The organism is Shewanella sp. 125m-7 (genome assembly GCF_052977045.1).
The window spans coordinates 1-24353 of sequence record NZ_JBRILQ010000047.1 but is presented as its reverse complement, the minus strand read 5'-3'; the positions used below and the strand labels follow the sequence as shown (position 1 = coordinate 24353).

Annotated in this window: 20 protein-coding genes; 9 read left to right on the top strand and 11 right to left on the bottom strand. The window is 45.0% G+C overall.

Translation table 11 applies throughout. The features are described 5' to 3' along the window. Window positions 1–61 precede the first annotated feature (61 nt). From ACVBIL_RS17690 to ACVBIL_RS17680, 3 genes are all read left to right on the top strand, one after another. Entirely contained in the window at window positions 62–901 is an 840-nt protein-coding gene (locus ACVBIL_RS17690) for a fimbrial biogenesis chaperone (protein WP_447168274.1), read from the top strand. A gap of 80 nt (window positions 902–981) precedes the next feature. Continuing rightward, window positions 982–4113, top strand: coding sequence for an SPOR domain-containing protein (locus ACVBIL_RS17685; RefSeq protein WP_447168273.1), 3132 nt, complete (start codon window positions 982–984; stop codon window positions 4111–4113). A 64-nt stretch (window positions 4114–4177) separates the two neighbouring features. Next, complete coding sequence (locus ACVBIL_RS17680; RefSeq protein WP_447168272.1) at window positions 4178–5041, top strand: SPOR domain-containing protein; 864 nt, start codon at window positions 4178–4180, stop codon at window positions 5039–5041. A gap of 90 nt (window positions 5042–5131) precedes the next feature. Here ACVBIL_RS17680 and ACVBIL_RS17675 read toward each other — a convergent pair whose 3' ends face one another. Then, the gene (locus ACVBIL_RS17675) at window positions 5132–5392 is read right to left on the bottom strand and encodes a DUF5062 family protein (protein WP_041415827.1); all 261 of its coding nucleotides are present in this window, start codon (window positions 5390–5392) and stop codon (window positions 5132–5134) included. 223 nt (window positions 5393–5615) lie between these two features. Between ACVBIL_RS17675 and ACVBIL_RS17670 the strand changes: the two genes are divergently transcribed. Further along, complete coding sequence (locus tag ACVBIL_RS17670) at window positions 5616–6494, top strand: universal stress protein (protein WP_447168271.1); 879 nt, start codon at window positions 5616–5618, stop codon at window positions 6492–6494. 84 nt (window positions 6495–6578) lie between these two features. Here ACVBIL_RS17670 and ACVBIL_RS17665 read toward each other — a convergent pair whose 3' ends face one another. From ACVBIL_RS17665 to serA, 10 genes are all read right to left on the bottom strand, one after another. Continuing rightward, complete coding sequence (locus tag ACVBIL_RS17665) at window positions 6579–7004, bottom strand: nitrate reductase cytochrome c-type subunit (RefSeq protein WP_447168270.1); 426 nt, start codon at window positions 7002–7004, stop codon at window positions 6579–6581. Then, a complete protein-coding gene (gene napH / locus ACVBIL_RS17660) occupies window positions 7001–7909 on the bottom strand; it encodes a quinol dehydrogenase ferredoxin subunit NapH (protein WP_447168269.1) in 909 nt (302 codons plus the stop codon). The genes ACVBIL_RS17665 and napH overlap by 4 nt, the downstream gene beginning before the upstream one ends. Further along, complete coding sequence (gene napG / locus ACVBIL_RS17655; protein WP_447168268.1) at window positions 7906–8640, bottom strand: ferredoxin-type protein NapG; 735 nt, start codon at window positions 8638–8640, stop codon at window positions 7906–7908. The genes napH and napG overlap by 4 nt, the downstream gene beginning before the upstream one ends. A 59-nt stretch (window positions 8641–8699) precedes the next feature. Then, window positions 8700–11183 (bottom strand): nitrate reductase catalytic subunit NapA, encoded by a 2484-nt coding sequence (napA, locus tag ACVBIL_RS17650; RefSeq protein WP_447168267.1) that lies wholly within the window; start codon window positions 11181–11183, stop codon window positions 8700–8702. After that, window positions 11173–11448, bottom strand: a complete 276-nt coding sequence (locus tag ACVBIL_RS17645) for a chaperone NapD (protein ID WP_447168266.1) — start codon at window positions 11446–11448, stop codon at window positions 11173–11175. The genes napA and ACVBIL_RS17645 overlap by 11 nt, the downstream gene beginning before the upstream one ends. A gap of 358 nt (window positions 11449–11806) precedes the next feature. Beyond that, on the bottom strand, window positions 11807–12910 hold the full coding sequence (locus ACVBIL_RS17640; RefSeq protein ID WP_447168265.1) for a lipocalin-like domain-containing protein: 1104 nt from the start codon (window positions 12908–12910) through the stop codon (window positions 11807–11809). Beyond that, complete coding sequence (locus ACVBIL_RS17635) at window positions 12907–15462, bottom strand: FtsX-like permease family protein (RefSeq protein WP_447168264.1); 2556 nt, start codon at window positions 15460–15462, stop codon at window positions 12907–12909. Before ACVBIL_RS17635 ends, ACVBIL_RS17640 begins: the two co-directional genes overlap by 4 nt. Beyond that, window positions 15455–16123, bottom strand: coding sequence for an ABC transporter ATP-binding protein (locus ACVBIL_RS17630; RefSeq protein ID WP_447168263.1), 669 nt, complete (start codon window positions 16121–16123; stop codon window positions 15455–15457). The genes ACVBIL_RS17635 and ACVBIL_RS17630 overlap by 8 nt, the downstream gene beginning before the upstream one ends. A 310-nt stretch (window positions 16124–16433) precedes the next feature. After that, window positions 16434–17405 (bottom strand): tRNA-modifying protein YgfZ, encoded by a 972-nt coding sequence (gene ygfZ, locus ACVBIL_RS17625; RefSeq protein ID WP_447168262.1) that lies wholly within the window; start codon window positions 17403–17405, stop codon window positions 16434–16436. A gap of 396 nt (window positions 17406–17801) precedes the next feature. After that, window positions 17802–19031: a phosphoglycerate dehydrogenase gene (serA, locus tag ACVBIL_RS17620; protein WP_447168261.1), complete on the bottom strand. Its 1230-nt coding sequence runs from the start codon at window positions 19029–19031 to the stop codon at window positions 17802–17804. 256 nt (window positions 19032–19287) lie between these two features. On the opposite strand from serA, the gene ACVBIL_RS17615 reads away from it, so the two are divergent. The 5 genes from ACVBIL_RS17615 (at window position 19288) to ACVBIL_RS17595 (ending at window position 24067) form a co-directional block, all read left to right on the top strand. Then, window positions 19288–19902 carry a DUF2238 domain-containing protein gene (locus ACVBIL_RS17615; RefSeq protein WP_447168260.1) on the top strand — a complete coding sequence of 205 codons (615 nt, stop codon included), beginning with the start codon at window positions 19288–19290 and terminating at the stop codon, window positions 19900–19902. Between the two features lie 223 nt (window positions 19903–20125). Beyond that, complete coding sequence (locus ACVBIL_RS17610) at window positions 20126–20794, top strand: response regulator transcription factor (RefSeq protein WP_447168259.1); 669 nt, start codon at window positions 20126–20128, stop codon at window positions 20792–20794. 446 nt (window positions 20795–21240) lie between these two features. Next, on the top strand, window positions 21241–22467 hold the full coding sequence (locus ACVBIL_RS17605; protein WP_447168258.1) for a NupC/NupG family nucleoside CNT transporter: 1227 nt from the start codon (window positions 21241–21243) through the stop codon (window positions 22465–22467). Between the two features lie 85 nt (window positions 22468–22552). Continuing rightward, a complete protein-coding gene (gene deoD, locus ACVBIL_RS17600; RefSeq protein ID WP_447168257.1) occupies window positions 22553–23263 on the top strand; it encodes a purine-nucleoside phosphorylase in 711 nt (236 codons plus the stop codon). A gap of 366 nt (window positions 23264–23629) precedes the next feature. Then, a complete protein-coding gene (locus tag ACVBIL_RS17595) occupies window positions 23630–24067 on the top strand; it encodes a PaaI family thioesterase (RefSeq protein WP_447164522.1) in 438 nt (145 codons plus the stop codon). The last annotated feature ends 286 nt before the right edge of the window (window positions 24068–24353 follow it).

Here is a 24353-nt window from a genome sequence, read left to right as displayed (position 1 = left end):
TTAACAGGGTTTTGGTATGCCACCAAAGCGAATTTGCGTTTTTACTGGTTTGAGTTTTTCTATGTTTAAGAGTTTATTTAAGGCTGCTCTTGTTGTGTCAGCGTGTATGTTGTCACTTATCAATTCTGCTCAAGCCAGCTTACTGGTCTCGCCGATCCGCGTGGCTTTTGAGGGGCGAGAACGGGCCCATGAAATTGTGCTAATAAATAGCAGTTCAGAGATCAAAACATATCGTCTGCAATGGCAAGAAAAATTAGCGGTTTCTAATGGTGGCTATAAAGAGTTAACGGCTGAACAAGCAAAAGATTATCCCTCAGCAAGCAAAATGCTGCGTTTTAGTCCTAGGCAAGTCACTTTAAAGCCTAATGAGCGCCAGATTGTGAGATTGGGCCTTAGACGTCCTAAAGGTCTTGCAGATGGAGAGTATCGCTCACACTTAAAGCTAGAAGCTCTGCCACCGAAACGAGCTAAAAAGCAAGATGGTGAAATGTCGATTAGTTTAGACGTATTACTGAGTTACAGTCTGCCTGTCATCGTAAGGCAGGGGCTGGTAAATCCTAACGTTGAGATTACGTCAAAGGGATTAAGTTTTGATCAGCGTAGCGGTAAAACGCAGTTGAGCGTTAATTTAACTCGAACGGGCCAATATTCTACAGCCGGAAACCTAGTTGCTTATTGGCAAGGTGAGCAGCAGTCTGAGCAAGTTGTTGCGCGCTTAAATAACGTCAACATATACCCTGAGGTCAATGAAACGTCTAAATCTATGGCTTGGATTGCTAAGGACTTTACACCTTCAAGCGGTCAGCTACGCATTGTTTATGAGGGGCAGCAAGAATTTAATGGCCAGGTTTTTGCGGAGCGAGAGTTTGCTGTAACGCCTGCAACGTTTTATATAAAGTAACGATTTTTTAGGCTGAGCCTTTGTGAATGCAGTCCAAAATCTGTGAATACTTTCTTATTGTTGCGACCTAAGGGCATGTGGTGCAGTATCGCCTAAGTAACTTACTACTCTTATATGTGCTCTATAGCTATGCAGGCTCCGCGAATGCGCAGCCTGCTTTTATTGCTGCGGTATCGAGTCAACAGATTGAGCCATCATCACTCCAGAATAAGTCAAGGGTTCATCTTTCCACTTTGAATAATGCCGATGTCGCGAGCACCTTAGCTAGACTGAAACAAAGCTATTCCTTATCGCAGCAACAGCTGCAATTTCAAGCATTAATTCTAGCGTCAAAAGCCAGCAACCATATTGTGCACAATGAGCCATTCGGTGAAACTTTAGGTATTCCTGATGGTGAAGAGTTACTGTTATCTCTCTATGTCGATAGTCATTATTTATCTGATGTCTTTGCTATAAAGAGTAAAAAAAATGCTCAGTTTAGTTTAATGGGCTTATTCGAGTTAATTGATTTTCCGATCGAGGTCGATATTGATAATAATATCGTTAAAGGCTGGTATTTAGATGAGACTCGTCAATTTTTAATGCAGTTACCCGAAGCGGGAGATGGCGTTGTTAGCGTGTCAGTTAACCAGCAAAATTTCCAATTATCATCTGCTGATTACAGTCTAATGGCTGATGATATTTATGTTGCTGGCGATGTGATTGAAGATTGGTTTGATATCACTTTTGAGTATAGCTTTTCTGATTTAAAAGTGGAGATTAGCAGTGGCTCACCACTACCAGTACAGCAACGATTGGCACGTAAAAACCGTCAACTAAATCAAGTGGTAAGCAGCAGTCGTGAAGCTGTATTGCCCTGGAAAGAATCAAATTATCAAGCGATTTCTTCACCGTTAGTGGATGTACAGGTTAACGCCGCTATCACTGAGCATAATAATTACCAAAGTTATTCAGTTATTGGCGGGCATGACTTTGCATTTCTAAGCAGCGAGCTTTATGCCAGCGGTAATAGTAATGATGCACTGACCGATCTGCGTTTAACTCTATCAAAAGAATCAGCAGCAGGTGACTTACTTGGTCCCTTAAAGGCGACGGAATTTAGAGTCGGTGATATTACTCCTGTTAACGTTGGAGTTGATGGCACGCTCGGACAAAGTCGCGGTGTTTCAATAACCAATGATAAAACGGGTGTATCAGCCAACAATAGAACCATAAATCTAAGCGGTGATATTCAACCAGGCTGGGATATTGAGCTTTATCAAAACGGGCTATTGATTGAACAAGCATTAAGTTTGCAAAATGGTCGCTATGCATTCAACGATATTGAATTGCTGTATGGTAATAACCAGTTTGAGATGATTGCTTATGGCCCCCAAGGTCAGGTCAAAACCGAAACTAAGCAGGTCTATGTTGATAGCAACAAACTCAAAGCTAGCGAAAGCAGTTATAGCGTATCTGTTGCTGAAATTGGTAAGAGTTTATCGGGGATCTCCAGTACCCCAACCGATGATGAAACGGGATGGGTGCTTAACTCGACATATGAATACGGTGTAACAGATTGGGCGTCATTTAATTTTGGCGTGCAAGAGCAATTTTCTGATCATGCTACTTCGATTGATACTTATGCCGTTGGCGGTAACTTTAATCTGTTTGAACGCTTTCTTTTTGATGCTGATTATCAAATTAAAGGTAATCAAGATAGTACATTTGCACTTTCTGGGAGAACTCAAATTGGTGATCAATCATTAAGTTTGCGTTATCGGGTATCTGAAGACACCTTAGTGGATTTAAGTCAGCAGCAACACACTGAATATAACTTTGACCACAGTGGCTTCATGTTTAAACACTCTCCATATCGTTTGAACTATCGTAATCATTGGCGACAAACTCAAACGAGTAAGGGCGCTAAGCACGAGGAGTTCGGTAACCTATTAGCGTTGAATACTCGCTGGGCGAACATCAATAACCAATTAACTTGGTATACAGGCCATTCCTCAAATGAGGTTGTATTAGATGACACGTTTACGGGGCAATTACAGCTGCAAAAGAGTTTTGGCTGGGCATTTAGTCGAGTGAAATTAGACTACCTTATTAAGCCGAAAGCAGAAATATCACGCTTTTCTACTGAGTTATCGATACCCATTAATACTCATCTGCAGTCTGAGCTAGAAGTCGATTACTACCCGGTTACGGATCTCCTAAGTAGTAGCGCTAGCTTAAGCTGGCAACACGATGCCTTTAGTCTCAATTCTACTGTTTCTTACGACAATACCGGTGATTGGTCGTTAGGCTTATATGGCCGTTTTAGCTTTGGCTATGAGCCAGATACTGAACAAGTCTTTATGTCCTCGCGCAGCTTATCTGGGGCTGGAGCGCTGATGGTACGAGTATTCGAAGATGACAACCTTAATGGTCGGTTTGACGCGGGTGAAGCGGTTATCGAAGGTGCGCGAGTAAAAGGGGTGCAGCAGTACCGCTATGGGACGAGTAATAAAGATGGTGTGGCAATCTTAACCTCTATGTCTAGCCAGAAAAAAACCGATATTGTGCTTGATCAAAAAAGCCTAGGCGATCCTTTCCTAATTCCCTCTATTCCAGGGGTGTCAATCACCCCAAGACGTGGGCATATACAGACCTTAGATTTTCCGGTAGTCAACGCAGCAGAAGTTGAAGGCACAGTTTATGTACGTGAAGCTGATGGTTCTGAATCTATTGCGCCTTATGCCACGGTAAACTTAGTGAATAGTGCTGGTGATATCGTGGCGACCACAGAAACCGAATTTGATGGTTATTACCTGTTTACCGATTTAATTCCTGGTGATTATCAGCTGTCTATTGATGCCAATTACCTTGAACGTAAGAAGTTACGTGGTGAGTCTAAAATGGCGATCACTCTGCAAAATAATGGTGATGTGATGAATGGCGCTGATTTTACTTTTGCAGAGATCATGATGACCAAAGGTTATGTAATGAATCTCGGTAAATTTAATTCCCTTGCCATGCTCAAAACATATTGGCAGTTAGTTAAACATAATTATGATGATGCCATGAGCCAGCAAGTGTTTTATATCGAAGATAAAGTCGCAAAGCGCTACGCGTTAAATGTGGCTTTTTTTGCACATAGGCAGCAGGCACAAAATGGCTGTAAACAGATTAGTCAGCAAGGTTTGAAATGCAATGTCGAGCCTTTTGAATTTGAGTTTGAATCCTAATCAGTCGATAAGAATAAATTAGAACGATATTTTGTCTGCAACAGTTTTTGGAAATGAATCTAAAATGAGAGTGTTAAATCGTCACGTGAGCCACTTACAAACGGCGTTATTGCTAGCAAGCATGAGCTTATTGGGCTGCGCAGCTAAGCCGGATGCAAACCTTGAACTGCAGCGTATTGAGGAACAAAAGCAGCTTAAAGATAAAATTGAACTGTTAGAGGTTGAGCTCGCTGAGTGGCATGAAATGAAGGCTGGCTTATCGCGACTCATTGTTATCGAAGGCGACTTAAAGTTACTTGTCGAACAGCTCACCATGCTTGCTGGCAGCACGCCGGCAACGGCAACACCAAAGTCAACAGCTTCAGCCTATTCCAAAGCGGCTGCGGATAAACACGTTGCCGCTGCTAATACAAAAGAGAGCAGCTCGCAAAGTACTGACATTAGAAATACTGAAGCGGCTAATCAATCAGCTGCACCAGTGAGTGAATTGAAAGCCGCTGAGTCGATTGAACCCACAGTCAAGGTGCCTAAACCTCTAGTGTTAAGAGGTTACGCATCAGCTTATCTTGGCGCGCCTGAACAACCTATTGAAAATAATGCAAAGGTTCTCCAGTATGAAAACAAGGCTCAAGTTTCCGCTAAAACCTCAGGGGGAAAAGGTGATTATGCTTTGCAGTTATCATCGGTGGATAAGTTTTCTCGCATAGAGCCAACTTGGTTTGAGTTGCAAAGCCGCTTTAGTGCGCAATTAGGGCATTACGTTCCAAAGTACGAGCGAGTGTTAGTTAAAGGAAAGACATATTACCGCATCAAAGTAGGCCTGTTTACGCAGCACCAACAGGCACTCTCGACTTGCAAAAGAATGCAGAAAAGCGGATTAGAATGCATTGTTGCCACAAGCAAAGGGATTAACCTTTATAGCAGCTAGCTAAATAGCTAAAGGGATAGTGAGTTGCTTTGGCTAATGAACATTATATTTTTATAAGCTCATTAGCCTTCTCTTTTAGGCGTGGTTTATTTAGTTAAGCAGTTCATGCTCTGGAGGCAATTGACGACTGATCCATAATACTAATTTGTGCTTCATATTAGGGCCATCTTCTTTATCTTTTGATAATGCTTGAATAAGATTATCTTGCACTAATAATCGATAAATACATTCCACTTTGTCTTTGGGAGAGATCCCTTGACCAAAATCAGCAAAGCCTCTTTTTTTGGCATAGCCAACACCAATTTCTAACGCAAGTTTGAGTAGCTGTGCATCGTGCTTACCTGACTTCATAGTAACGCTCTTTTTTCTATTGATGTTGTGCTAACGTTACCTGAAATAAAGCCGAAGGCAATAGTAAATTAGCTCAATAATTTAGCTTCTATCAGGTGGCAATATTTTGCACTGTCAAAAACCAGATTTCAGCGTTGATCTAGGTCATTAAATAGGCTGAATGCAAAGTGTTCTCCATTTAATTTGCTAAGCTAATACTAGGTAGTAGTAAGCGGAGTTTGCGATGGACAAAGTATTTATTATTTCCCAAAGAGAAGAGGCCCATGTCGACGCAATAGCGGCAGGGGTTGAGCTTGCCAGGGTACTCGGAAAACGTGCTGAGGTATTTGCATATAGTTTTGAATACTTTGGAGATGCCGAGTATTACAACCCTAAGTTTGTTGCCGTGGCGCAAAAGCATGTTATGAAACAGCGCATTGCGAAAATTGAGCAAGAGCTAGCGAGCATTGATGCTGCAGATACACCGACGCATAGTGTGTGGACTAAAGATCTGTATGAACATGCTTGCCATCACTCTAAGCGACATGGTTTTGATCTTATCGTTAAAGGTGTGCATCACGCTGATCATTATCTTCCAGTGGACTGGAACCTTATTCGTCATACCCGAATTCCATTAATGCTGTTAACGGATAATCCAGTACATAACAATAATACTGTGATGATGGCGTTAGATCTCGATAGTAATAAGACGTTAAAAAAACAATTAAATCATGCAGTCATTCGTCAGGCCGTCGCGTTAGCGGATGCGACAAACTGCGAGCTACACCTTGCATTTGTCATTCGGCTACCTCAGGTGATCCACGATATGGAGATAGTCGACACTCATGCGATGATAAGTAAAGCTCGGAAAAAGCATCAAGATTTGTTTGATGAGCTTAATATTGACCCTAAATCTATTCATATTACAGTGGGTGAGCCGGATCTCTGTGTCTACCAGTTGGCTTGTAAGCATAAGGTGCGTTACCTGGTGCTGGGAGCTGTACAACGTGAGGGTATTTATGCGTTTGTTGTTGGCAATATGGCGGAATCAATACTAAATCGTATTCGCAGTAATGTGTTGATAGTTCCTGCTCGGGAAGGGCTATTGCAGCCTCTAGAGTAATATCAGCTAAGAGAGCACATATAAAAAAACCACCTCAATTGAGGTGGTTTTTTTAATGCGTCAAGGTTGAAAACAGCTTAGCGTTTACTGAGCTGAAAATTCGTTTTCAACCAAGTGCTGCTTGTTTTCAGCTTGCGGTGTATGACATTGAGTACAGTTGTAGTACTCGTTGTTTAGTTTGCCGTCAGCCAACATATGCGATGGGTCCACTGCAGTCGCTTTCATACGCTTAGCTTTTGCAGGGCTGTGGCAGCTAATACAGCCGTTGCGCTTAAGCGTGATTGGATAGTCTGCCTTGTGTGGGATCATCGGTGGCTGATGTACAAAAGTACGCTCGATAGATTTACCACGCTTAGGATAAAGCGGTGCAGGATCGGCTGCACGAATATCGGTGATCTCAGACTTACCTAGTGAAATAACATTAACGGGTTCGGCTTGAGTGTTTGCTTGCTGACCAGAGCAAGCACTAAGCGCCATGACTAGCGCAGCTAAGGTGAGTACTTTTTTCATTGGTTGTTCTCCGCCTTTAGGGCAATTCGATTTTGATACTTTCGTTTCTGAAACTGGAAAACGCGTTGGGCGCAAACGTCGATACAACGGCCGCATTGAGTGCAATCACTGTCGGTTATCATAGGCTGCTTACCTTTCAGCGCAGGTTTTAATACCTGTCTTTCAGGGCAAACCACAAAACAATCCATACAGTTGTCGCAATCTTTTGCGTTTACGGCTGATACTTTTACTGGACTCACTTTGCCGATAAGGCCAAAAAGTGCGCCTGTTGGGCACAAGTGTCCGCACCATGCTCGCTCACTGATAAACAAGTCCAGTAAGAAGATGGCGGCCAAGATCCATAAACCACTGCCAGCGCCAAACAGTACGGCACGGTACAATACAGGAACGGGGTTAACCCACTCCCAAACTGTCATGCCTGTTAGTACCGGGAGTATGAGCACCAGCGCTAGCAGGTAGTAACGTAAGTTTCTCGGCATCTCTGAGGTGCGAGGCAAGTTCATTTTACGTCGTAACCCGCTAGCAAGATCTGTCACCATATTCACGGGGCAGACCCAACTGCAAAATACTCGGCCACCAAGCACTGCATACAGCAACGCAATAATAACGGCGCCGAGAATCAAGCTAAGCTCGGGTAGATGGCCTGTCATCAACACTTGCAAGGTCGCAAGTGGGTCGGACAATGGGACAACGCCGAAGAGTTCACTGGCAGAAAGGTTGCCTTTAAGCAGCCAAACGCCAGCCCACGTTGCGATGAAAGGGCTAATGGCAAACAATGCAAAGACACTGACTTGGCTTAGACGACGAAGAAATAGAAACTTGTGGGCGCGCCACCAGCCTAGCTCTTTAATTGCCGCCTTAGCAAAGCCATGTGTTGTCGGTTTCTGCTTTAGTGTCTGGCTCATAACTCAAGCCCCTTGTTTAACATCTCAAGCGTAGTCTCTTCGGTGTTGATATAGGTATCGTGTGCAGCCGCTTTTCCTAATGCAATATGAGTCGGTAACACTTTAATCGCAGCTTGTTCAAGCACGCAGGCATGTTCACATTTACCACAGCCAGTACAGCTATCGCTGTTGACCTTAGGCAGAAACATTGCGTGGTGACCACTGCGAGGGTTGTGTTGCATTTCAAGGGTGATAGCGTCATCGATTAACGGGCAAACCCGATAACAAACATCACAACGTAGCCCTTTAAAGTTTAGGCAGTTTTTCTCATCGATTAGTACGGCAATTCCCATCTTTGAGTCGTCAATATCCGTTAGGTTGTGGTCAAGCGAGCCCGATGGGCAGGCTTTAACACAAGGGATATCTTCACACATCTCACAGGGGATCTTGCGTGCAGTAAAGTAGGGCGTTCCCGTCGGTGCACCGTCAAACCAGCGAGCCAGTTTGAGGGTGTCGTATGGGCAGGCTTCTACGCATAAACCGCAGCGTACGCAGGCCGAGAGAAAATCGTCTTCACTTAATGCACCTGGCGGCCTTATCGCGAGTGGGTCCAACAGGCTAGATTGCTTAGCAACTGCCGTTAATCCCATTCCAAGTAAGCCCATCGCACAGGTAGCTTTTGCCGATGTGGCTAAAAACTGGCGGCGGTTAACGCCTTTGGCTGTGAACTTACTGTGATTGACCGTACTCATTAGCGTTAGTTTTCTCCGCTTTTGCTTAAGCGATTAAAGTTAAGTTTGTTAGTGAAAGCTTATGCTTTCATCACTTTTACTGGACACTTCTTGAAGTCTGTCTCTTTTGACAGAGGATCTGTCGCATCGAGTATTAACTTGTTAACCAGTTGGCGCGCATCGAAGAATGGCATAAACGCCACGCCTCTTGGCGGCTTGTTGCGGCCTTTAGTTTCAACACGGGTCTTCACTTCACCGCGAGGAGAAGCAACAATCACTTCATCGCCACGCTTTAGACCACGTGCTTTAGCGTCTTCTGGATGCATAAAAATTTGTGCATCTGGATAAGCGCGATAAAGCTCTGGAACGCGGGCCGTCATCGAGCCAGTGTGCCAATGCTCAAGTACACGACCGGTTGATAACCAGATATCGTATTCTTCATTTGGTTCTTCTGCTGCAGGCTCAAATGGTAGCGCGAAAATTACCGCTTTACCGTCAGGCTTACCGTAGAAGTTAAAGCCTTCTCCAGCCTTAACATAAGGATCGCTACCTTCTACGAAGCGGCGTAGGGTTTCTTTGCCATTCACTACAGGCCATCGTGCGCCGCGGTTTTCATGGTAAGTATCAAAGTCTGCTAAGTCGTGGGCATGACCACGGCCAAACTGAGCGTATTCTTCAAATAGACCCTTTTGTACGTAGAAACCAAATGCATCAGATTCGTCGTTCAATTCAGCTTTGCAATCAGAAGCTGGGAACTTGTCGACTACGCCGTTGGCGTAAAGCACGTCAAATAAGGTCTTGTCGGCCAGTTCTGGTTGCTTAGCAATCAGCTCAGCAGGCCATACTTCAGACACTTTAAAGCGCTTAGAAAACTCCATTAGCTGCCACAAGTCAGACTTCGCACCTTCTGGTGGTTTAACTTGCTGGTGCCACATGTGAGTACGACGTTCTGCGTTACCGTATGCGCCTTCTTTTTCTACCCACATTGCCGTTGGTAAAATTAAGTCAGCCGCCATTGCAGTAACGGTTGGGTATGGATCAGATACCACGATGAAGTTTTCTGGGTTACGGAAACCAGGATACATTTCATCGTTGATGTTTGGACCCGCTTGCATGTTATTGGTACACATAGTCCAGTAACAGTTCAGCTTGCCATCTTTAAGCATACGGCTCTGTAGTACGGCGTGGAAACCAGGTTTTGGCGGAATAGTGCCTTCTGGTAATTGCCATAACTTTTCAGCAATTGCACGGTGCTTAGGATTTGCTACAACCATATCTGCTGGTAGACGGTGCGCAAACGTACCCACTTCACGAGCAGTACCACAAGCCGACGGCTGACCCGTTAGCGAGAACGGGCTGTTACCCGGAGTTGAAATTTTACCGGTTAACAAGTGAATGTTGTAAAGCATGTTGTTGGCCCAAACACCACGAGTGTGCTGGTTAATACCCATGGTCCACAAGCTCATTACTTTCACGTTTGGATCCGCGTAAGCCTTAGCCATTAGCTCTAGCTTTTCAGGCTCTACACCACTCATTTCAGCCGCATATTCTAGCGTATAAGTGCTAACGAACTTAGCGTACTCATCAAAGCTAATAGGGGCAAACTTGCCATTACCTGGGTTCTTCGCTTTTTGCTCTAATGGATGCTCTGGACGCAGACCGTAACCAATATCTGTAGTGCCCAATGCAAATTTAGTGTGCTTGTTGACGAAGTCTTTGTTCACCGCATCGTTTTGGATGATGTAGTTAGCAATGTAGTTCAGGATAACTAAGTCAGACTGTGGACGGAACACCATCGCGTTGTCAGCTAAGTCAAAGCTACGGTTTTCGTAAGTTGACAGTACGTGTACGCGGCTAGTTGGACTGCTTAAGCGGCGATCAGATAGACGAGCCCATAAAATTGGGTGCATCTCAGCCATATTCGCGCCCCAAAGCACAAACTCATCGGCAGCTTCAAGGTCATCATAACAACCCATTGGCTCATCGATACCAAAAGTACGCATAAAGCCAACTACCGCAGATGCCATACAGTGACGCGCATTCGGGTCAATGTTGTTGGTTAAGAAACCCGCCTTGTGTAGTTTAGACGCAGCGTAGCCTTCCCAAACAGTCCACTGGCCAGAACCAAACATACCAATAGCGGTAGGCCCTTTGGTGTTAAGGGTGTGCTTCCACTTCTCAGCCATGATATCAAACGCGCTATCCCAGCTGATTGGAGTGAATTCGCCTTCTTTATCATATTGACCGTCAGTCATACGAAGAAGCGGTGTGGTTAGACGATCCTTACCGTACATGATTTTAGAAAGGAAGTAGCCTTTAATACAGTTAAGGCCTTTGTTCACAGGGCTTTCTGGGTCACCTTTAGTGGCGACAACTTTGCCATTATCTGTGCCCACGAGAACACTACAGCCTACGCCACAAAAACGGCAAGGTGCTTTGTCCCACTTGATGCTATCTTTTTGCTCTGCAGCTTCAACTATCTTAACTGGCAGAGTTACGCCTACGGCTGTTGCAGCGGCAACGGCGGCGTTGGCTTTTAGAAACTCGCGACGGCTAATGCTCATGGTGTTCCTCACTCTTTTCTTCTACTGGATCGACTTGATGATAAATTAAACTGCTATTAAGCACGCCTTCTAGGGCGTTTATTGCTTCAACGCTATCGAGGATGGTTCGTTGGGTCTCACCTTCAATAGTGACCACAAACTTACCTTCATCGGTAACGGCATGGATTTCGGTGCCTTCAAGAACAGATATCTTGTTCTTAATCTCTGTCACAGCATGTGGTGCGGCATGCACGACTAAGCTGGTTATATGAAATTCTTGGCTCATCTTTTTACCTTTATATAATTTGGATTACCCATCTAAGTGGATAATGCCGATGTTATCTACCAAGGTTTATAGCGAGTCTAGACCTCACAGAATTTGTGGGTATACCTCGCAAGGGGTATTGATGGTATTAGTCGACCAAGATCAACTTTTTGGCAGTGATCTAGTTCGCATTTCGAGCAATAAATACTAGAATCTTGTTTAGAATTTACTCACACGGAATGTTAGCTTGCGCTATATTAAAAAACCAATTTATTCAAAAGGTTACTTATTGGTAATGATTTTTATTTACGCTTGTTTGCTGGAATGTAAATGAGTTGAGAATATATCAGGGTTTAGGTAGATGCGTTATTAAATTATGTTAATACCCGGTAAGTTCCATATAGCCTAAGCCATTGTGACTACCGTTAATTTTGATCGGCCCTTCCCAATAAGGGATAGACAGCGGCATGCTCGAATCTGGATTGAGCGCTAGGGTTGTCAGTTGTAGATTTTCCGACGGAATATTGATTTGCCACTCTACGGGGTAGCGCCCTGATTGCGTCTGCTGCCAAGCCGTCGCTGTCATCGATATTTGCTCATTGGCGATGTTATTACCACTACCGTCAGGGTACATACGTCTACCGCTATAAAAGTGTTGTTTGTTACCACTATTATCCCTTAGCTGAAATAACATTAACGCCGAGCCATCATTAAGTCTTAGGGCAAACCAATCCCAGCCTTGCTGAGTCTTTGATAAAAACTGCGAGCTCCACTCCCTATCGAGCCAAGCTTGGCCTGAGACATTAACTTTCTGGCTATCGCGCTCGATAGTGCCACTGACCTGAATAAAAGGTTGGCTGTAGTAATAGCTAGCAACGGTACCTGCTGCATTTTTACGGCTATAGCCGTTATCGCCTTGCAGCTGAAAAGGTGACTGACTATCGAGTTTAAGCTGATAACTAAAGTCCGATGTAGCGACTGATAGTGTTGCAGGAAACAGTTGCCGGTTGTCACTGCGCCATTGCCAACCATCTTGCTGGATAATAAGCGGGGAGGGTTGAGTGCCAGCGAAGTGCTGATTACCGCGAGACCATTTTTCCTCGGCTAGGTGTTGCTGCTTGCTGGTGAGCGCAGTGTGTGACATATACAGCTGCTGAGTCTGCCAGGCAGAGTGGCTATCACTGCTCACGTTTGTATCTTCAGCTTTAGTGGGAGGGGCGAGTGCGATGCGAAATTGGGTCCACTGTAAGCCAATTTGTTCACCGGCTTCTGTTGTTAGATTGGCGGTTAAATACCACCACTCCTGCCTGAAGTCATCGTGGGCTTGGTGATCAGCCGGGAACCGCAGTTCTTTTCCGGGGATAACGGAAGCATAGCCTTGAACATTGCCATCTAATAGCTGCCCCATACCGGATGGTGGGCTTGGCTCTGAGTCGCAACCCGAGAGCAAAAATAGTAGGATTAGGCTGTAAAATGGCTTCATAGCGCCTCCTGCTGCAAGCTGCTAATGACAGGCTTTCTAGTCTGCCAAAACAGCGGCAATATCACGGCAATGGCACTGGCTATAATGGCGGTCCCCAGCACTCTAAAGTAGGCCTGCCAATCCCACACCATGGCTATGCTCCAGCCAAAGGCTTGTAAGGTGACCTTGTTAATCAGTAAATAGCCGAGTAACGCGCCAGTCGGTAGCGCAAGTAAGCAGGTAAATAACACGATAAGTAGCATCTGCCCACAGACTAAAGTACGTAACTGATTGCGGCTAACCCCCAGAGAGTAGAGTCTTGCTAAAGGCGCTTGCCTAGCTTGAGTTAACATTAAACAGGCACTGAAAAGACCCATAGCTGCGACCAACAAGGTCAAACGATTGAGTACTAAAGTGATAGAAAAAGTACGTTTGAAGATCTCTAGCACCCGCTGCTTTATCTTGGTTTGGTTATACATCTGCGTTGGCGAAAGTGACACTTGTGCTTGCAGTATCGATTCGAGAACGGCGATGTTGCCAGCGTAACTCGCGGCAATGCTGGTGGGCGCCTTAGGGAGTTTAAGTTGCTGCCAAGTATGCTGACTCACTATCACTTGGCCTAATGGGTTGCCGTAATCATAGAAGATAGCGCCAATGGACAGCGGTGCGAGCGAGACCTTTTCAAACTCAGGTAAATTTATTTTGTCACCAATATTCAGCTGATATTTAATCGCCATCGGCTCGCTGATCATCAGCGCCTTACCATCAAAGAAGTCTTGCCAATGCTCGCTCGACTGAGCCTTTATCTGGTTACTATTGCGCAGTGAGTGGGCGTCTCGGGTCATTAAACTTACCGGAGATTGCTGGTATTGACTTGAGTGTTGCCACTGACCATAAATAGCACTGACATCGGCCAAATTTGCCAACAAGGCTTGAGTCTCGGCCATTTTTTCGCTGGGAGGGCGAATATACAGATCGGCATAAAGCCTGTCGTCGAGCCAGTGCTTTAAGGTGATTTCGAAACTACCGACTAAGGTATTCATCGAAATATTAGCGGTTAACGCTAGTAGCATGGCCATCATAGCCAGTGACAGTGGTGCGATGAGCTCTTTGCTTTCAGCTACGGCATATTGCCAGAGACCGTTATGCGTAAAGCGCTCTACCACTGATAACCCCATTTGCAGCACTAACGGCAATAACAGCGGAATAGCGATAGTGACGACGCCGAGCAAACCAAGGCTGTGTTGAAAGTCATTGGTTAACGGGAACAGTAGTGCAGCGATGAATAACAGTAGTAGGGCAAGAGTAAATAATTTTTTATGTTGCTTCTTAGCATGGCTTTGCTGTTCATAGCGGCTGGCGCTACGTGCTAAAGGTTGCTTAGCTAAGGTGTTAAATAGCGGATAACAAGCAACAAGGGCCGCAAAGAACGTCAGTCCAATCGCTTGGTATAGCCAGTTCCATTGCCAAAGCCCAGGCATCAGTCTTGCGCCATAAAGCTGCTCAAGCGTCAGTGATATCATAGGTTGTAACCAGTGGCTCAGCTGCAGCCCAAGAATAAACCCAACTAGAGAACCGATTAACACCAAACTAAATAGCTCTATTAGCAAGGCTGATAATAATGCTTGTTGCGGCACACCTTGTTGCTGCAGTTGTACCAGCAGTTTTTGGCGTTTGAGCAGGCTATAACGTACGCCGTTATAGGCAATAAAGAGCCCGACTACAAACGCTAGCAAGCTCATGGCAGTGAGATTTAAGTGAAAGCTACGGGTTAGGCTAGTTAGCCCTTCACCGTCGTCTTGTACGGCAAAGTCAAAATACTCACGGGTCTGATAATTAAAGACTTGATTAACCTGCTCTCTAAGCGTGTCGGCCGGGCCAAATAAGGCGATATAGCTTAATTGACCAGGGCTATTGAGTAGCTGCTGGGCAAGAGAGATATCCATTAAAATGGCGCTGCCTAGACCTAGGCTGTCATCGAGAGAAATGATATTAAGCCTTGTGCCATTGAGCTGCATCGCTCCCTTTGGGGCGACTCTGTCGGCAAAGCTTTGGCTCATTAAAATATACGGCTTAGCTGATAATAATTTAGCTAAGGGGAGCTCGGCTGACAATAGCGAGCCACTTTGCTGTTTGGACTGGGTATTTGAGTGATGGCTGTTATCTGTTTGCTGGCTGCTTTGTATCGACAAGGCGGCGACTAAATCGCTGGCTTGTATATCCCAGCGCCGGCCTTGCTCATCGGTGACGGTATCCTTGATTACCGCTAAGGCTTGATCTAGGCCTGCTTGTCTTAAAGCAAAGTAAACCGACTCATCAATGGTTTTTTTCCCTGTGGTAGGGGTAAGCTGTAACTGGGCCCTTTGGCTTAATAGCTCTGTTGCTTCAGAATAACTGCGCACCGCATTTTCATTGGTGGCCCTAACGCCAATCAGTAGCGTTATTGCCAAGATGATCCCGAGTAAAATAGCGCCAGCTTGTAAGGGGGACTTTAGGTAATGGCGAGCAAAAACGCCAAGGCTTAAACGTATGGTTAGGCCAAAATCGGAACCCTTATTGGAGCCGCTACTCATGGATTAGCCCTTGCTCTAGATGCCAACGCCTTTTCATAAAGGCGGCGCATTCATTGCTGTGGGTCACCATTAAAATACTGGTTTGTGACTCCTCGGCGAGCTGGGTCAGTAGCGTCATCACTTGTTGGCCCGCTTTTTCGTCGAGGTTGCCTGTCGGTTCGTCGGCTAATAGCAGTTGCGGCTGGTGGGCGAGGGCGCGAGCAATAGCGACTCGCTGCTGTTGACCGCCAGATAGGGTTTCAACGTGCCTATTTTTTACGTCACCAAGCCCAAGCTGCTCAATTAAGTAATCGCACCATGGGTTCCATTTTTGCTGATTTAACCGTAATGAAAAGGCGATGTTATCGCGGACGTTAAGCGGGGTAAGTAGGTTAAATTGCTGAAACACCACGCCCAGATGTTGGCGCCGAAACTGGCTCCATTGTTTATCTTGCCAGTGAGTGGTGTCATTTGAGTTGAGAAACAACTGTCCTTGCTTAATAAACTCAAAACCACCGATGATATTTAAAAGGGTACTCTTACCGCAGCCGCTGGGGCCTGTTAGCGCAACGGTGTCGGCTACATTTAGGGTAAGGTTAATACCCGCTAATACCTGATGATATTTATCGCCATCATTAAAGCCTTTGGATACTTGGTTCAGGCTGACAATTTCTGTGCTCATCACTTCCCCTGTTGCAAGACTTACTTTCTGTAGCCTAAATCAATTTAACATGTTTTTTGATTTATTAATCAGCTTTGGGCTTAACTTACCAGCATTATGGCGTGTGGAGGAGACTGTAGCGCTTATCGAAAGTGGGGCGGGCAAATAGTTTGCCCCTGAGCTGGTGGAACACTTTAAACGGGTCATTGATGAAGCGATTAAAACTCATGATGGCCATAATGAAAGTGAATAAGCTCATCGAGTCGATTGAAGAAGCATAAAAAAGCGCTCAAGGCGTCTTTTTATGCTTCTTTATTACAGTTAAGACTGACTAATCTAGCTCTTCTAGCGAGTAAGGCAGTGCAATTAGCGTCAATACTGATGATTCATCAGCAGCAATTCTTAGTTGCGCATCAAGCTGAGTATCATTTGGCAATACCGCGGTGAGCAAAACTTGATCGCCGCGCTGAGTGCTTTCGATAATCGTACCGGCTCGGCGGAATCCGTCAGCATCTTCCAGTGCAATCTCAAGCTGGCTTTCACTGGTTAATGGCGCTGTTACCGTGCCGCTAACAATGTAAAGTGCGCGCTTGTTACCACCGCGATACTTCATTCGGGCAATGGTTTCTTGGCCCATGTAGCAGCCCTTGTTAAAGCTGATCCCATTGATGGCTTGAAGGTTACACATCTGTGGAACGAATTGACTTTGGTGGCTGGCACCTAAATTAGGGTAGCCGGCAGCGATTTCGAGTGCTTGCCATGCGCTAGCATCGAAAATTGGCTGCTCAATATGATTAAGTAATGACGACGCTTGGCTTTGCTCAATCGCCACGATATAGCGACCTGAGTCATGGATAATCATGCCGTTATCGATCTGAGTTAGCTCATTATTTAGCTCACCAAATTGCGCAGTTAACCAAGCCTGAGCTTGCTCTCCTGCCACGCCTAGCAATAACCATGCATCAGTGACGTCGCTTAGCTCAGCCTTACTAAATACTGCGTATTTTTGCAGTTGCGGTAGATCCAGTGCCAAGGTGTCTTTTGGCATCATCAAGAACAAGGTGTCATCTTTAGCAAAGGTTCTAAAGCTGGCCAGCATTTTACCTTTAGGATCGCAATGTGCGCCCCAGCGCCATTGGTCGCTTTCAAGTGAGCTGATATCACTCGTCACTTGGCCGTGAATAAAGCTGCGACCTTGCTCGCCAGTGACTGACATTAAACCTAAGTGTGTTAATTCAGAAAAAAGCAGTTCAGGCTGTTGTCCATTAAGAGGCCAAGTTGGCTGAGAAGTTGACAGCGTCATAAGAGGATCCAAGAATTAAACCAATAAGGACAATGATTGTACCGCTAAAATATTACTGCGCAAGCGCAGCGGTTCACACTATTATGCCCATTGCTTTAAGTCTCTGTTTATCCTGTGGGAATTCAAAGCGCAGAAGGGGGCGGGCTTGAAGTTGAACGTTATTCTCGGCTCTGGCATCCTGCTTCGCTCTACCTCCTAAATCCATTTAGTCGTATATCAATATCTTCCAACGTAGCATGCTGCGCTTTTAAATCCTTGATTGCTTCTGAATTGACGACATATTTAATGTAACGGGTATTACTAAGACAAAAAATAAAGGCCGTATAAACGGATTATACGGCCATATTCGGGGGCCCTTATCTAATGGATATGAGCGACTAGATTTTTGTACGTAACTTAATGCAGTAAGCGGGTTCGAATAGTGCCTTCAATCGCTTGCATTTCGATAAGTGCTTCGTCAGCCTTATCCGAGTCGACTTCCATGACGACGTAACCAATTTCAGCTGTCGTTTGTAGATACTGAGCGGCAATGTTAATGCCCTTTTCTGCAAACGCTTGGTTAATTTGGATCAAGATCCCCGGACGGTTACGGTGAATATGCAGTAAGCGCGACGTACCAGAGTGCTGGGCAAGCGATACTTCAGGGAAGTTCACCGCCGTCATGGTTGAACCATTATCTGAGTATTTAGCTAGCTTACCCGCAACTTCGATACCTATGTTTTCTTGTGCTTCAGCTGTGCTGCCGCCTACATGTGGCGTGAGCAATACATTGTCTAGGCCGCGAAGCGGGCTAACAAATTCATCGTCATTAGACTTAGGCTCAACGGGGAATACGTCGATGGCCGCGCCCGCAAGGTGCTCCTCTTTTAATGATGCCGCTAAGGCGTCGATATCAACCACTGTACCGCGTGAGGCGTTAATTAAGATGCTGCCTTTACGCATACAGGCCAGTTCTTCATGGCTGATCATCTCTTTGGTTTGTGGCGTCTCAGGTACGTGCAAACTCACCACATCGGCAATTGAAAGCAGTTGCTGCAATGAGTGCACCTGCTGCGCATTACCTAGCGGCAGCTTATCTTCAATATCAAAGAAGACTACGCGCATACCCAAGGTTTCAGCAAGAATACCAAGCTGAGTACCAATATGGCCGTAACCTATGACGCCTAAGGTCTTACCGCGGGCCTCAAAACTGCCTGAAGCACTCTTTAGCCAACCACCACGGTGAGCCAATGCATTCCGCTGCGGGATCCCGCGCAGTAGCATGATGATCTCACCCAATACCAGTTCAGCGACGCTACGCGTATTTGAGAACGGTGCGTTGAATACTGGAACCCCCATTTTTTCAGCCGCAGCAAGACTGACTTGGTTGGTGCCGATACAGAAACAACCAATACCGACAAGTTTGTCAGCTTGGGATAATACGTCTTCAGTCAATTGGGTACGGGAGCGAATACCAATGAAATGGGCATCTTTAACGGCAACGTGAAGTTCGTCTTCAGCAAGTGATGCTTTGTGGTATTCGATATTGGTGTAACCGGCACGTTCAAATACATCTACCGCAGATTGGTGGACGCCTTCCAACAGCAGGATCTTAATTTTATCCTTGTCCAGCGAATGTTTCGCCATGATTTATGTACCCTTTTAGTTTATATGTATTATGTATACTTAACGCCACCGCAGAGACGACTAAACTCTACGTTGTAGGAGTGGTTTGGGTATAGACTGTCAATGTACTAAGGACTGCAAAGCCTTCACAACTGATATTTACCTCGAAAGCGTAACAGAGGTAACAAAGTATCACTTTTTTTTGTGGCTGTGGAGGGCTAGATGGCTAAAGTGTTTATTCTTAATTTAGAACAATATGGTATATGAGGGAGATATTTTGAATAAAAGCGCCGTGTGGCTAGTGATATTCTTCGCGGTATTAATCTGGTCAGGGATTAATCCTAAAGATCAATTCACCTGGTTTTTAGAAGTGGCCCCGGCTCTCATTGCCTTGCCCATTTTAATTTATACGCGTAATAGCTTTGCCTTAACGAGTTTAGCCTATGGTTTGATCTTGATTCACTGCATCATTTTGATGGTCGGTGGGCATTATACTTATGCTGAAGTGCCGCTATTTGATTGGATTGCACAGTGGAGCGGTGGCGATCGTAATAACTACGACAAAGTCGGCCATTTTGCTCAAGGCTTTATTCCGACTATTTTGGCGCGAGAGGTGTTTATTCGCTTAAGCGTGGTCAAAGTCGGGGCATGGTGTAACTTTTTAGCTATCTGTTTTGCATTGGCATTTTCTGCTTTTTATGAGCTTATAGAGTGGTGGGTGGCTGAACTTACTGGTGAAGATGCCGAAGCGTTCTTAGGCACGCAAGGTTACGTGTGGGACACCCAGTCTGATATGGCGATGGCTCTGGTGGGAGCAATATCGGCTGTCGTCCTACTCCGTCGTTTGCATGATAAGCAATTGAGAGCGAAGCTCGGTAACGAGAAACTATGATAAGTTAACTGGCTATACCACTTTATCACAGCATAAGCAGGGGGGACCTTGTATACTGCTGCAGCTTATAACGAGTTGCATGATGTGTGGCTCGGGCGAATATTTGAAATCATGCTGTCGTCTTGCGCTAAAGCTTACAAGCTAATCCTGTGTCTGGCTTCAGAAGCAGCACTTTAGCTTGTTCTATGTAGCGAACAGGGAAAACTTTTCAGGGAGAAGAGTGATGAGTAAAATTGACGAAGTCGTCTTTCTGCATCAAATGGCGTCCCCTTGCCATTTAGCAATACTCGCAGAGTCAATAGGATTGAAGACGCGAGTAATATCAAACGTAGAGCAACTTGAGCCTAAGAGCAATTGCTTTTATTTGGTTGCTCAGCAAGGTGCCGCACTCGATATCAATGGTATTCCGTTGGTGGCGAGTCAATTGGTAAAGCATGTACCTGTGGCTATTTATCAAGTCGATCGTGATGGTTTATCGGCAGAAGCAGCCCTGTTACAAGGGATCCGTGGCTTATTGTTTATGAATGAGCGTATGGATCTACTCTTAACCGGTTTACGCAAAATGTTAGCCGATGAACTTTGGTTCGATAGACCCTTGATGAGCGCGATGCTGCGCCAATTAGTCAATAGAGTGGACACTTCTGAAACCATAACAATTGAAGCCTCCGAATCATTTGACGTATTAACGACACGCGAGAAAACGATTATTCAATTGGTATCGAGTGGCGCACGCAATAAAGAGATCGCCAGTAAGCTCAATATTAGTGAGCATACGGTAAAGGCACATATCTCCTCTATTTTTAGAAAAACACAAGCACGTAATCGTGTTGAGCTCTTACGCTGGGCTCAGTCGTTTCATAGCCAATTAAATCTATATGAATTAAGTCATTAATTTTAGATGTTGCTTATCTTTCATCAAAATTTAATCCCTGTTTAATTTACGCCGGCTTTAATAGAACCCCTGCTTTCATCTGAAAACAGGGCTTTGGCTACCAATAAGCAAAAAAGCAGTCATAATTTAAGTTGTAAACTTTCATTTCTGTAGTTTTTAGATCTCTATTTGTCCATTTTTAAATAAACCCCTACCAATTTAAGCTGACGCTCACGACGCCTTTTATGTTGTGCAACCTTGTCAGTGTTTGCGCTGCAGTTGATTTGTTGTGCTTATCTTGTGTTGTTAGTGTTAATGTTTATTTGCTTTTCTCTTGCTTCATCATAAATCGCTACTCAAGGTGATAAAAACTTCACTTATCCTCACCAAAACAGGGCAATTCCCTTGCAGCAAAATACTGCCTGTATACACTGCCGTCATATCAAGATTTAAATGGTAATAAATGTATGGAAGTTTTCATCAGTTTGTTCGGTATGCTGTGTCTTATGGGATTAGCGGTCGCGCTATCAGAGAACAGAAAAGCAATTAATCCTAGAACAGTGCTGGGCGCGTTAGCGTTTCAAGTCGCCTTTGGCGCATTTGTTATGTACGTTCCTATGGGACAAGCGGTGCTTGATGGTGCATCAAGTGGTGTGATGCATGTTATCGGCTACGCTAACGAAGGCTTAGGTTTCTTATTTGGTGACCTTGCTAAGTTTGGTGTTGGCTTTATCTTCGTGATTAACGTGCTATTTGTTGTGGTATTTATTAGCTCGTTAATTGCCGTACTTTATTACCTTGGCATCATGCAGTGGGTTATCGGTCTTATTGGTGGCGGTTTATCTAAGCTACTGGGCTCTAGCCGCGCAGAATCATTGTCAGCAACAGCCAATATCTTTGTTGGCCCAATCGAAGCGCCATCAATGGTACGACCTTTCGTTAAGCACATGACTCGTTCAGAGTTGTTTGCGGTCATGACGGGTGGTTTAGCTTCAGTAGCTGGCGGCACCATGATTGGTTATATCCAGATGGGTGTTGACGTTAAATACGTACTGACTGCCGCATTTATGACGGCGCCTGCTGGTCTACTGTTTGCCAAATTAATGTGGCCTGAGACTGAAACACCGCTAAACGACATCAAGAAAGTGATGGACGATATGACTGACAAGCCTGCTAACGTACTTGATGCAGCAGCTAATGGTGCGGCAATGGGTATGCAGCAAGTACTGTCGGTATCTGCACTGCTATTAGCGTTCGTTGCGCTTATCGCTATGGTCAATGGCATGCTAGGTGGCATCGGCGGTTGGTTTGGTATTGAAAGCCTAACGATGCAGGGGATCTTAGGTTACATACTTGCCCCACTAGCATGGGTGATGGGCGTGCCTTGGAGCGAAGCGACACAAGCGGCATCATTTATCGGCCAAAAGATGGTGATTAACGAGTTTGTGGCTTATATCGATTTCTTAAAAGTAGCTGATCAGCTATCTGAAAAGACGCAAATAATTATCAGTTTCGCACTATGTGGTTTTGCCAATATAGGCTCTCTAGCCATGGTGATTGGCGGCCTAGCTGCACTTTGTCCTGAACGTCGTCACGACTTAAGTGCATTGGGTATGAAGGCGCTAATTGCTGCGGCGTTAGCCAACCTAATGAGCGGTACTATCGCAGGTTTATTATATAGTTTGGCGGGTTAATTTTTACCGCAGCTTAGTCTAATTTTTATAAATGAGTGCGTGTTTACTAGCGCAAACAAGTACTCAATTTTTTTAAGGAAGTATCATGACTCCACATATTAATGCCGAAAACGGCGCATTCGCTAAAACTGTTTTAATGCCTGGCGACCCGCTAAGAGCTAAATATATTGCTGACAACTTTTTAGACAATGCAGTACTCGTGACTGACGTGCGTAATATGCTCGGCTACACTGGCGAATACAAAGGCAAGAAGATCTCGGTAATGGGTTCTGGCATGGGTATTCCATCTATCTCTATCTATGCTAAAGAGCTGATTACTGAGTACGGTGTTGAAAATATTATCCGTATCGGTTCTTGCGGCGCGGTAAGCAACAAAATTAAGCTAATGGACGTAGTCATGGCGATGGGCGCGAGCACAGACTCTGCCGTTAACAGGACTCGTTTTGCAGACACCGATTTTGCTATGATTGCCGATTTTAACTTGCTAAAGCGTGCTGCTGATTCAGCAGAAAAGCTAGGTGCCAACTACCATGTGGGTAACTTGTATTCTTCTGATCTGTTCTACAGCAGTGATGAGAACCGTTACGACTTGATGGAAAAATACGGCATTTTAGGTGTCGAAATGGAAGCGGCTGGCCTTTATGGCGTTGCGACTGAATTTGGTGCTAACGCATTGGCTATGATGACGGTAACCGACCACTTACGCCAAGGCCTGCATTTGACTGCAGAAGAGCGTCAGCAAACGCTGAATGATATGATCAAGCTCACGTTAGATGCAGTGGAAGATCTTCTTTAATAAAGAATTAAGCTTGGCAAGATAGGCTGCGCGACTATTTATAAGAAAGCTTATAACAGTTTACCCTCTGGCCCGCGTTTATGCGTACTAAGTTGGACGTTTCTAGCGTAATCGACAAAAAATATTAAGTATTCTCGCGGGCCAACTTAAACAGCCTAAACAAATCTTCTTTGTTTAGGCTGTTTTTATTTCAGGGCATTTCCCATTAATTCTCTTCTTAGTTAATCCTCTTCTTGGCTACTCATCATCGTTGGCTCACTTGTGTAGCCTGTTTAAAGATCCTGTCAGACAACGTAGACTGTGCTCAGTAATAAGTATAAACAACAGCTAATAACAACAGCTAATAACAAGAGTGGAAGTGAAAATATGTCGATTTGGTTTAAGCCTGTCAGTTTGGAAGTTTGCGCAAAAATGGATGCGGGTATGCACGGAAAAGGCACGCTAATGCAAACAATGGGGATCACTATTTCTGAAATCGGTGATGACTATATGAAGGCCACTATGCCGGCAACCCCAGCAGTACATAATCCACTTGGTATAGTTCATGGTGGGGCGAACGTGGCCCTAGCGGAAACGGTAGCCAGTTATGCAGCTAACTTCGCGGTCGACTTTGAAAACTATTATTGCGTTGGCCAAGAGATTAACGCCAATCACTTAAAAGCCTCGCGTAATGGCATTCTTACCGCCACCGCAAAAGCGGTCCACTTAGGCAAACGTAGCTCGGTGTGGGAAGTGCTAATCCATAACAGTGCCGGTGAGCTATGCTGCATCTCTCGCATGACTGCAGCTGTAGTGAAACGCTAAAGACTAAAGACTAAAGACTAAAGACTAAAGACTAAAGACTAAACGGACAGAGGCTTTAAACTACGGCTTAATCGTCGCTATAAAAGGTGTTGTTTCAACGCCGTGCCAGTGAGCGATGCTTTATTGCAAGATCACTCGCATGACTGCAGCTGTGGTTAAGCGCTAAAGACTAAAGACTAAACGGACAGAGGCTTTAAACTACGGCTTAGTCGTCGCTATAAAAGGTGTTGTTTCAACGCCGTGCCAGTGAGCGATGCTTTATTGCAAGATCACTCGCATGACTGCA

What these genes read in the sequence shown, in the direction of transcription:
- ACVBIL_RS17690 (WP_447168274.1), top strand. Translation starts at nt 62, where the DNA reads ATGTTTAAGAGTTTATTTAAGGCTGCTCTTGTTGTGTCAGCGTGTATG.
- ACVBIL_RS17680 (WP_447168272.1), top strand. Translation starts at nt 4,178, where the DNA reads ATGAGAGTGTTAAATCGTCACGTGAGCCACTTACAAACGGCGTTATTG.
- ACVBIL_RS17675 (WP_041415827.1), bottom strand. Translation starts at nt 5,392, where the DNA reads ATGAAGTCAGGTAAGCACGATGCACAGCTACTCAAACTTGCGTTAGAA.
- ACVBIL_RS17670 (WP_447168271.1), top strand. Translation starts at nt 5,616, where the DNA reads ATGGACAAAGTATTTATTATTTCCCAAAGAGAAGAGGCCCATGTCGAC.
- ACVBIL_RS17665 (WP_447168270.1), bottom strand. Translation starts at nt 7,004, where the DNA reads ATGAAAAAAGTACTCACCTTAGCTGCGCTAGTCATGGCGCTTAGTGCT.
- napH (WP_447168269.1), bottom strand. Translation starts at nt 7,909, where the DNA reads ATGAGCCAGACACTAAAGCAGAAACCGACAACACATGGCTTTGCTAAG.
- napG (WP_447168268.1), bottom strand. Translation starts at nt 8,640, where the DNA reads ATGAGTACGGTCAATCACAGTAAGTTCACAGCCAAAGGCGTTAACCGC.
- napA (WP_447168267.1), bottom strand. Translation starts at nt 11,183, where the DNA reads ATGAGCATTAGCCGTCGCGAGTTTCTAAAAGCCAACGCCGCCGTTGCC.
- ACVBIL_RS17645 (WP_447168266.1), bottom strand. Translation starts at nt 11,448, where the DNA reads ATGAGCCAAGAATTTCATATAACCAGCTTAGTCGTGCATGCCGCACCA.
- ACVBIL_RS17640 (WP_447168265.1), bottom strand. Translation starts at nt 12,910, where the DNA reads ATGAAGCCATTTTACAGCCTAATCCTACTATTTTTGCTCTCGGGTTGC.
- ACVBIL_RS17635 (WP_447168264.1), bottom strand. Translation starts at nt 15,462, where the DNA reads ATGAGTAGCGGCTCCAATAAGGGTTCCGATTTTGGCCTAACCATACGT.
- ACVBIL_RS17630 (WP_447168263.1), bottom strand. Translation starts at nt 16,123, where the DNA reads ATGAGCACAGAAATTGTCAGCCTGAACCAAGTATCCAAAGGCTTTAAT.
- ygfZ (WP_447168262.1), bottom strand. Translation starts at nt 17,405, where the DNA reads ATGACGCTGTCAACTTCTCAGCCAACTTGGCCTCTTAATGGACAACAG.
- serA (WP_447168261.1), bottom strand. Translation starts at nt 19,031, where the DNA reads ATGGCGAAACATTCGCTGGACAAGGATAAAATTAAGATCCTGCTGTTG.
- ACVBIL_RS17610 (WP_447168259.1), top strand. Translation starts at nt 20,126, where the DNA reads ATGAGTAAAATTGACGAAGTCGTCTTTCTGCATCAAATGGCGTCCCCT.
- ACVBIL_RS17605 (WP_447168258.1), top strand. Translation starts at nt 21,241, where the DNA reads ATGGAAGTTTTCATCAGTTTGTTCGGTATGCTGTGTCTTATGGGATTA.
- deoD (WP_447168257.1), top strand. Translation starts at nt 22,553, where the DNA reads ATGACTCCACATATTAATGCCGAAAACGGCGCATTCGCTAAAACTGTT.
- ACVBIL_RS17595 (WP_447164522.1), top strand. Translation starts at nt 23,630, where the DNA reads ATGTCGATTTGGTTTAAGCCTGTCAGTTTGGAAGTTTGCGCAAAAATG.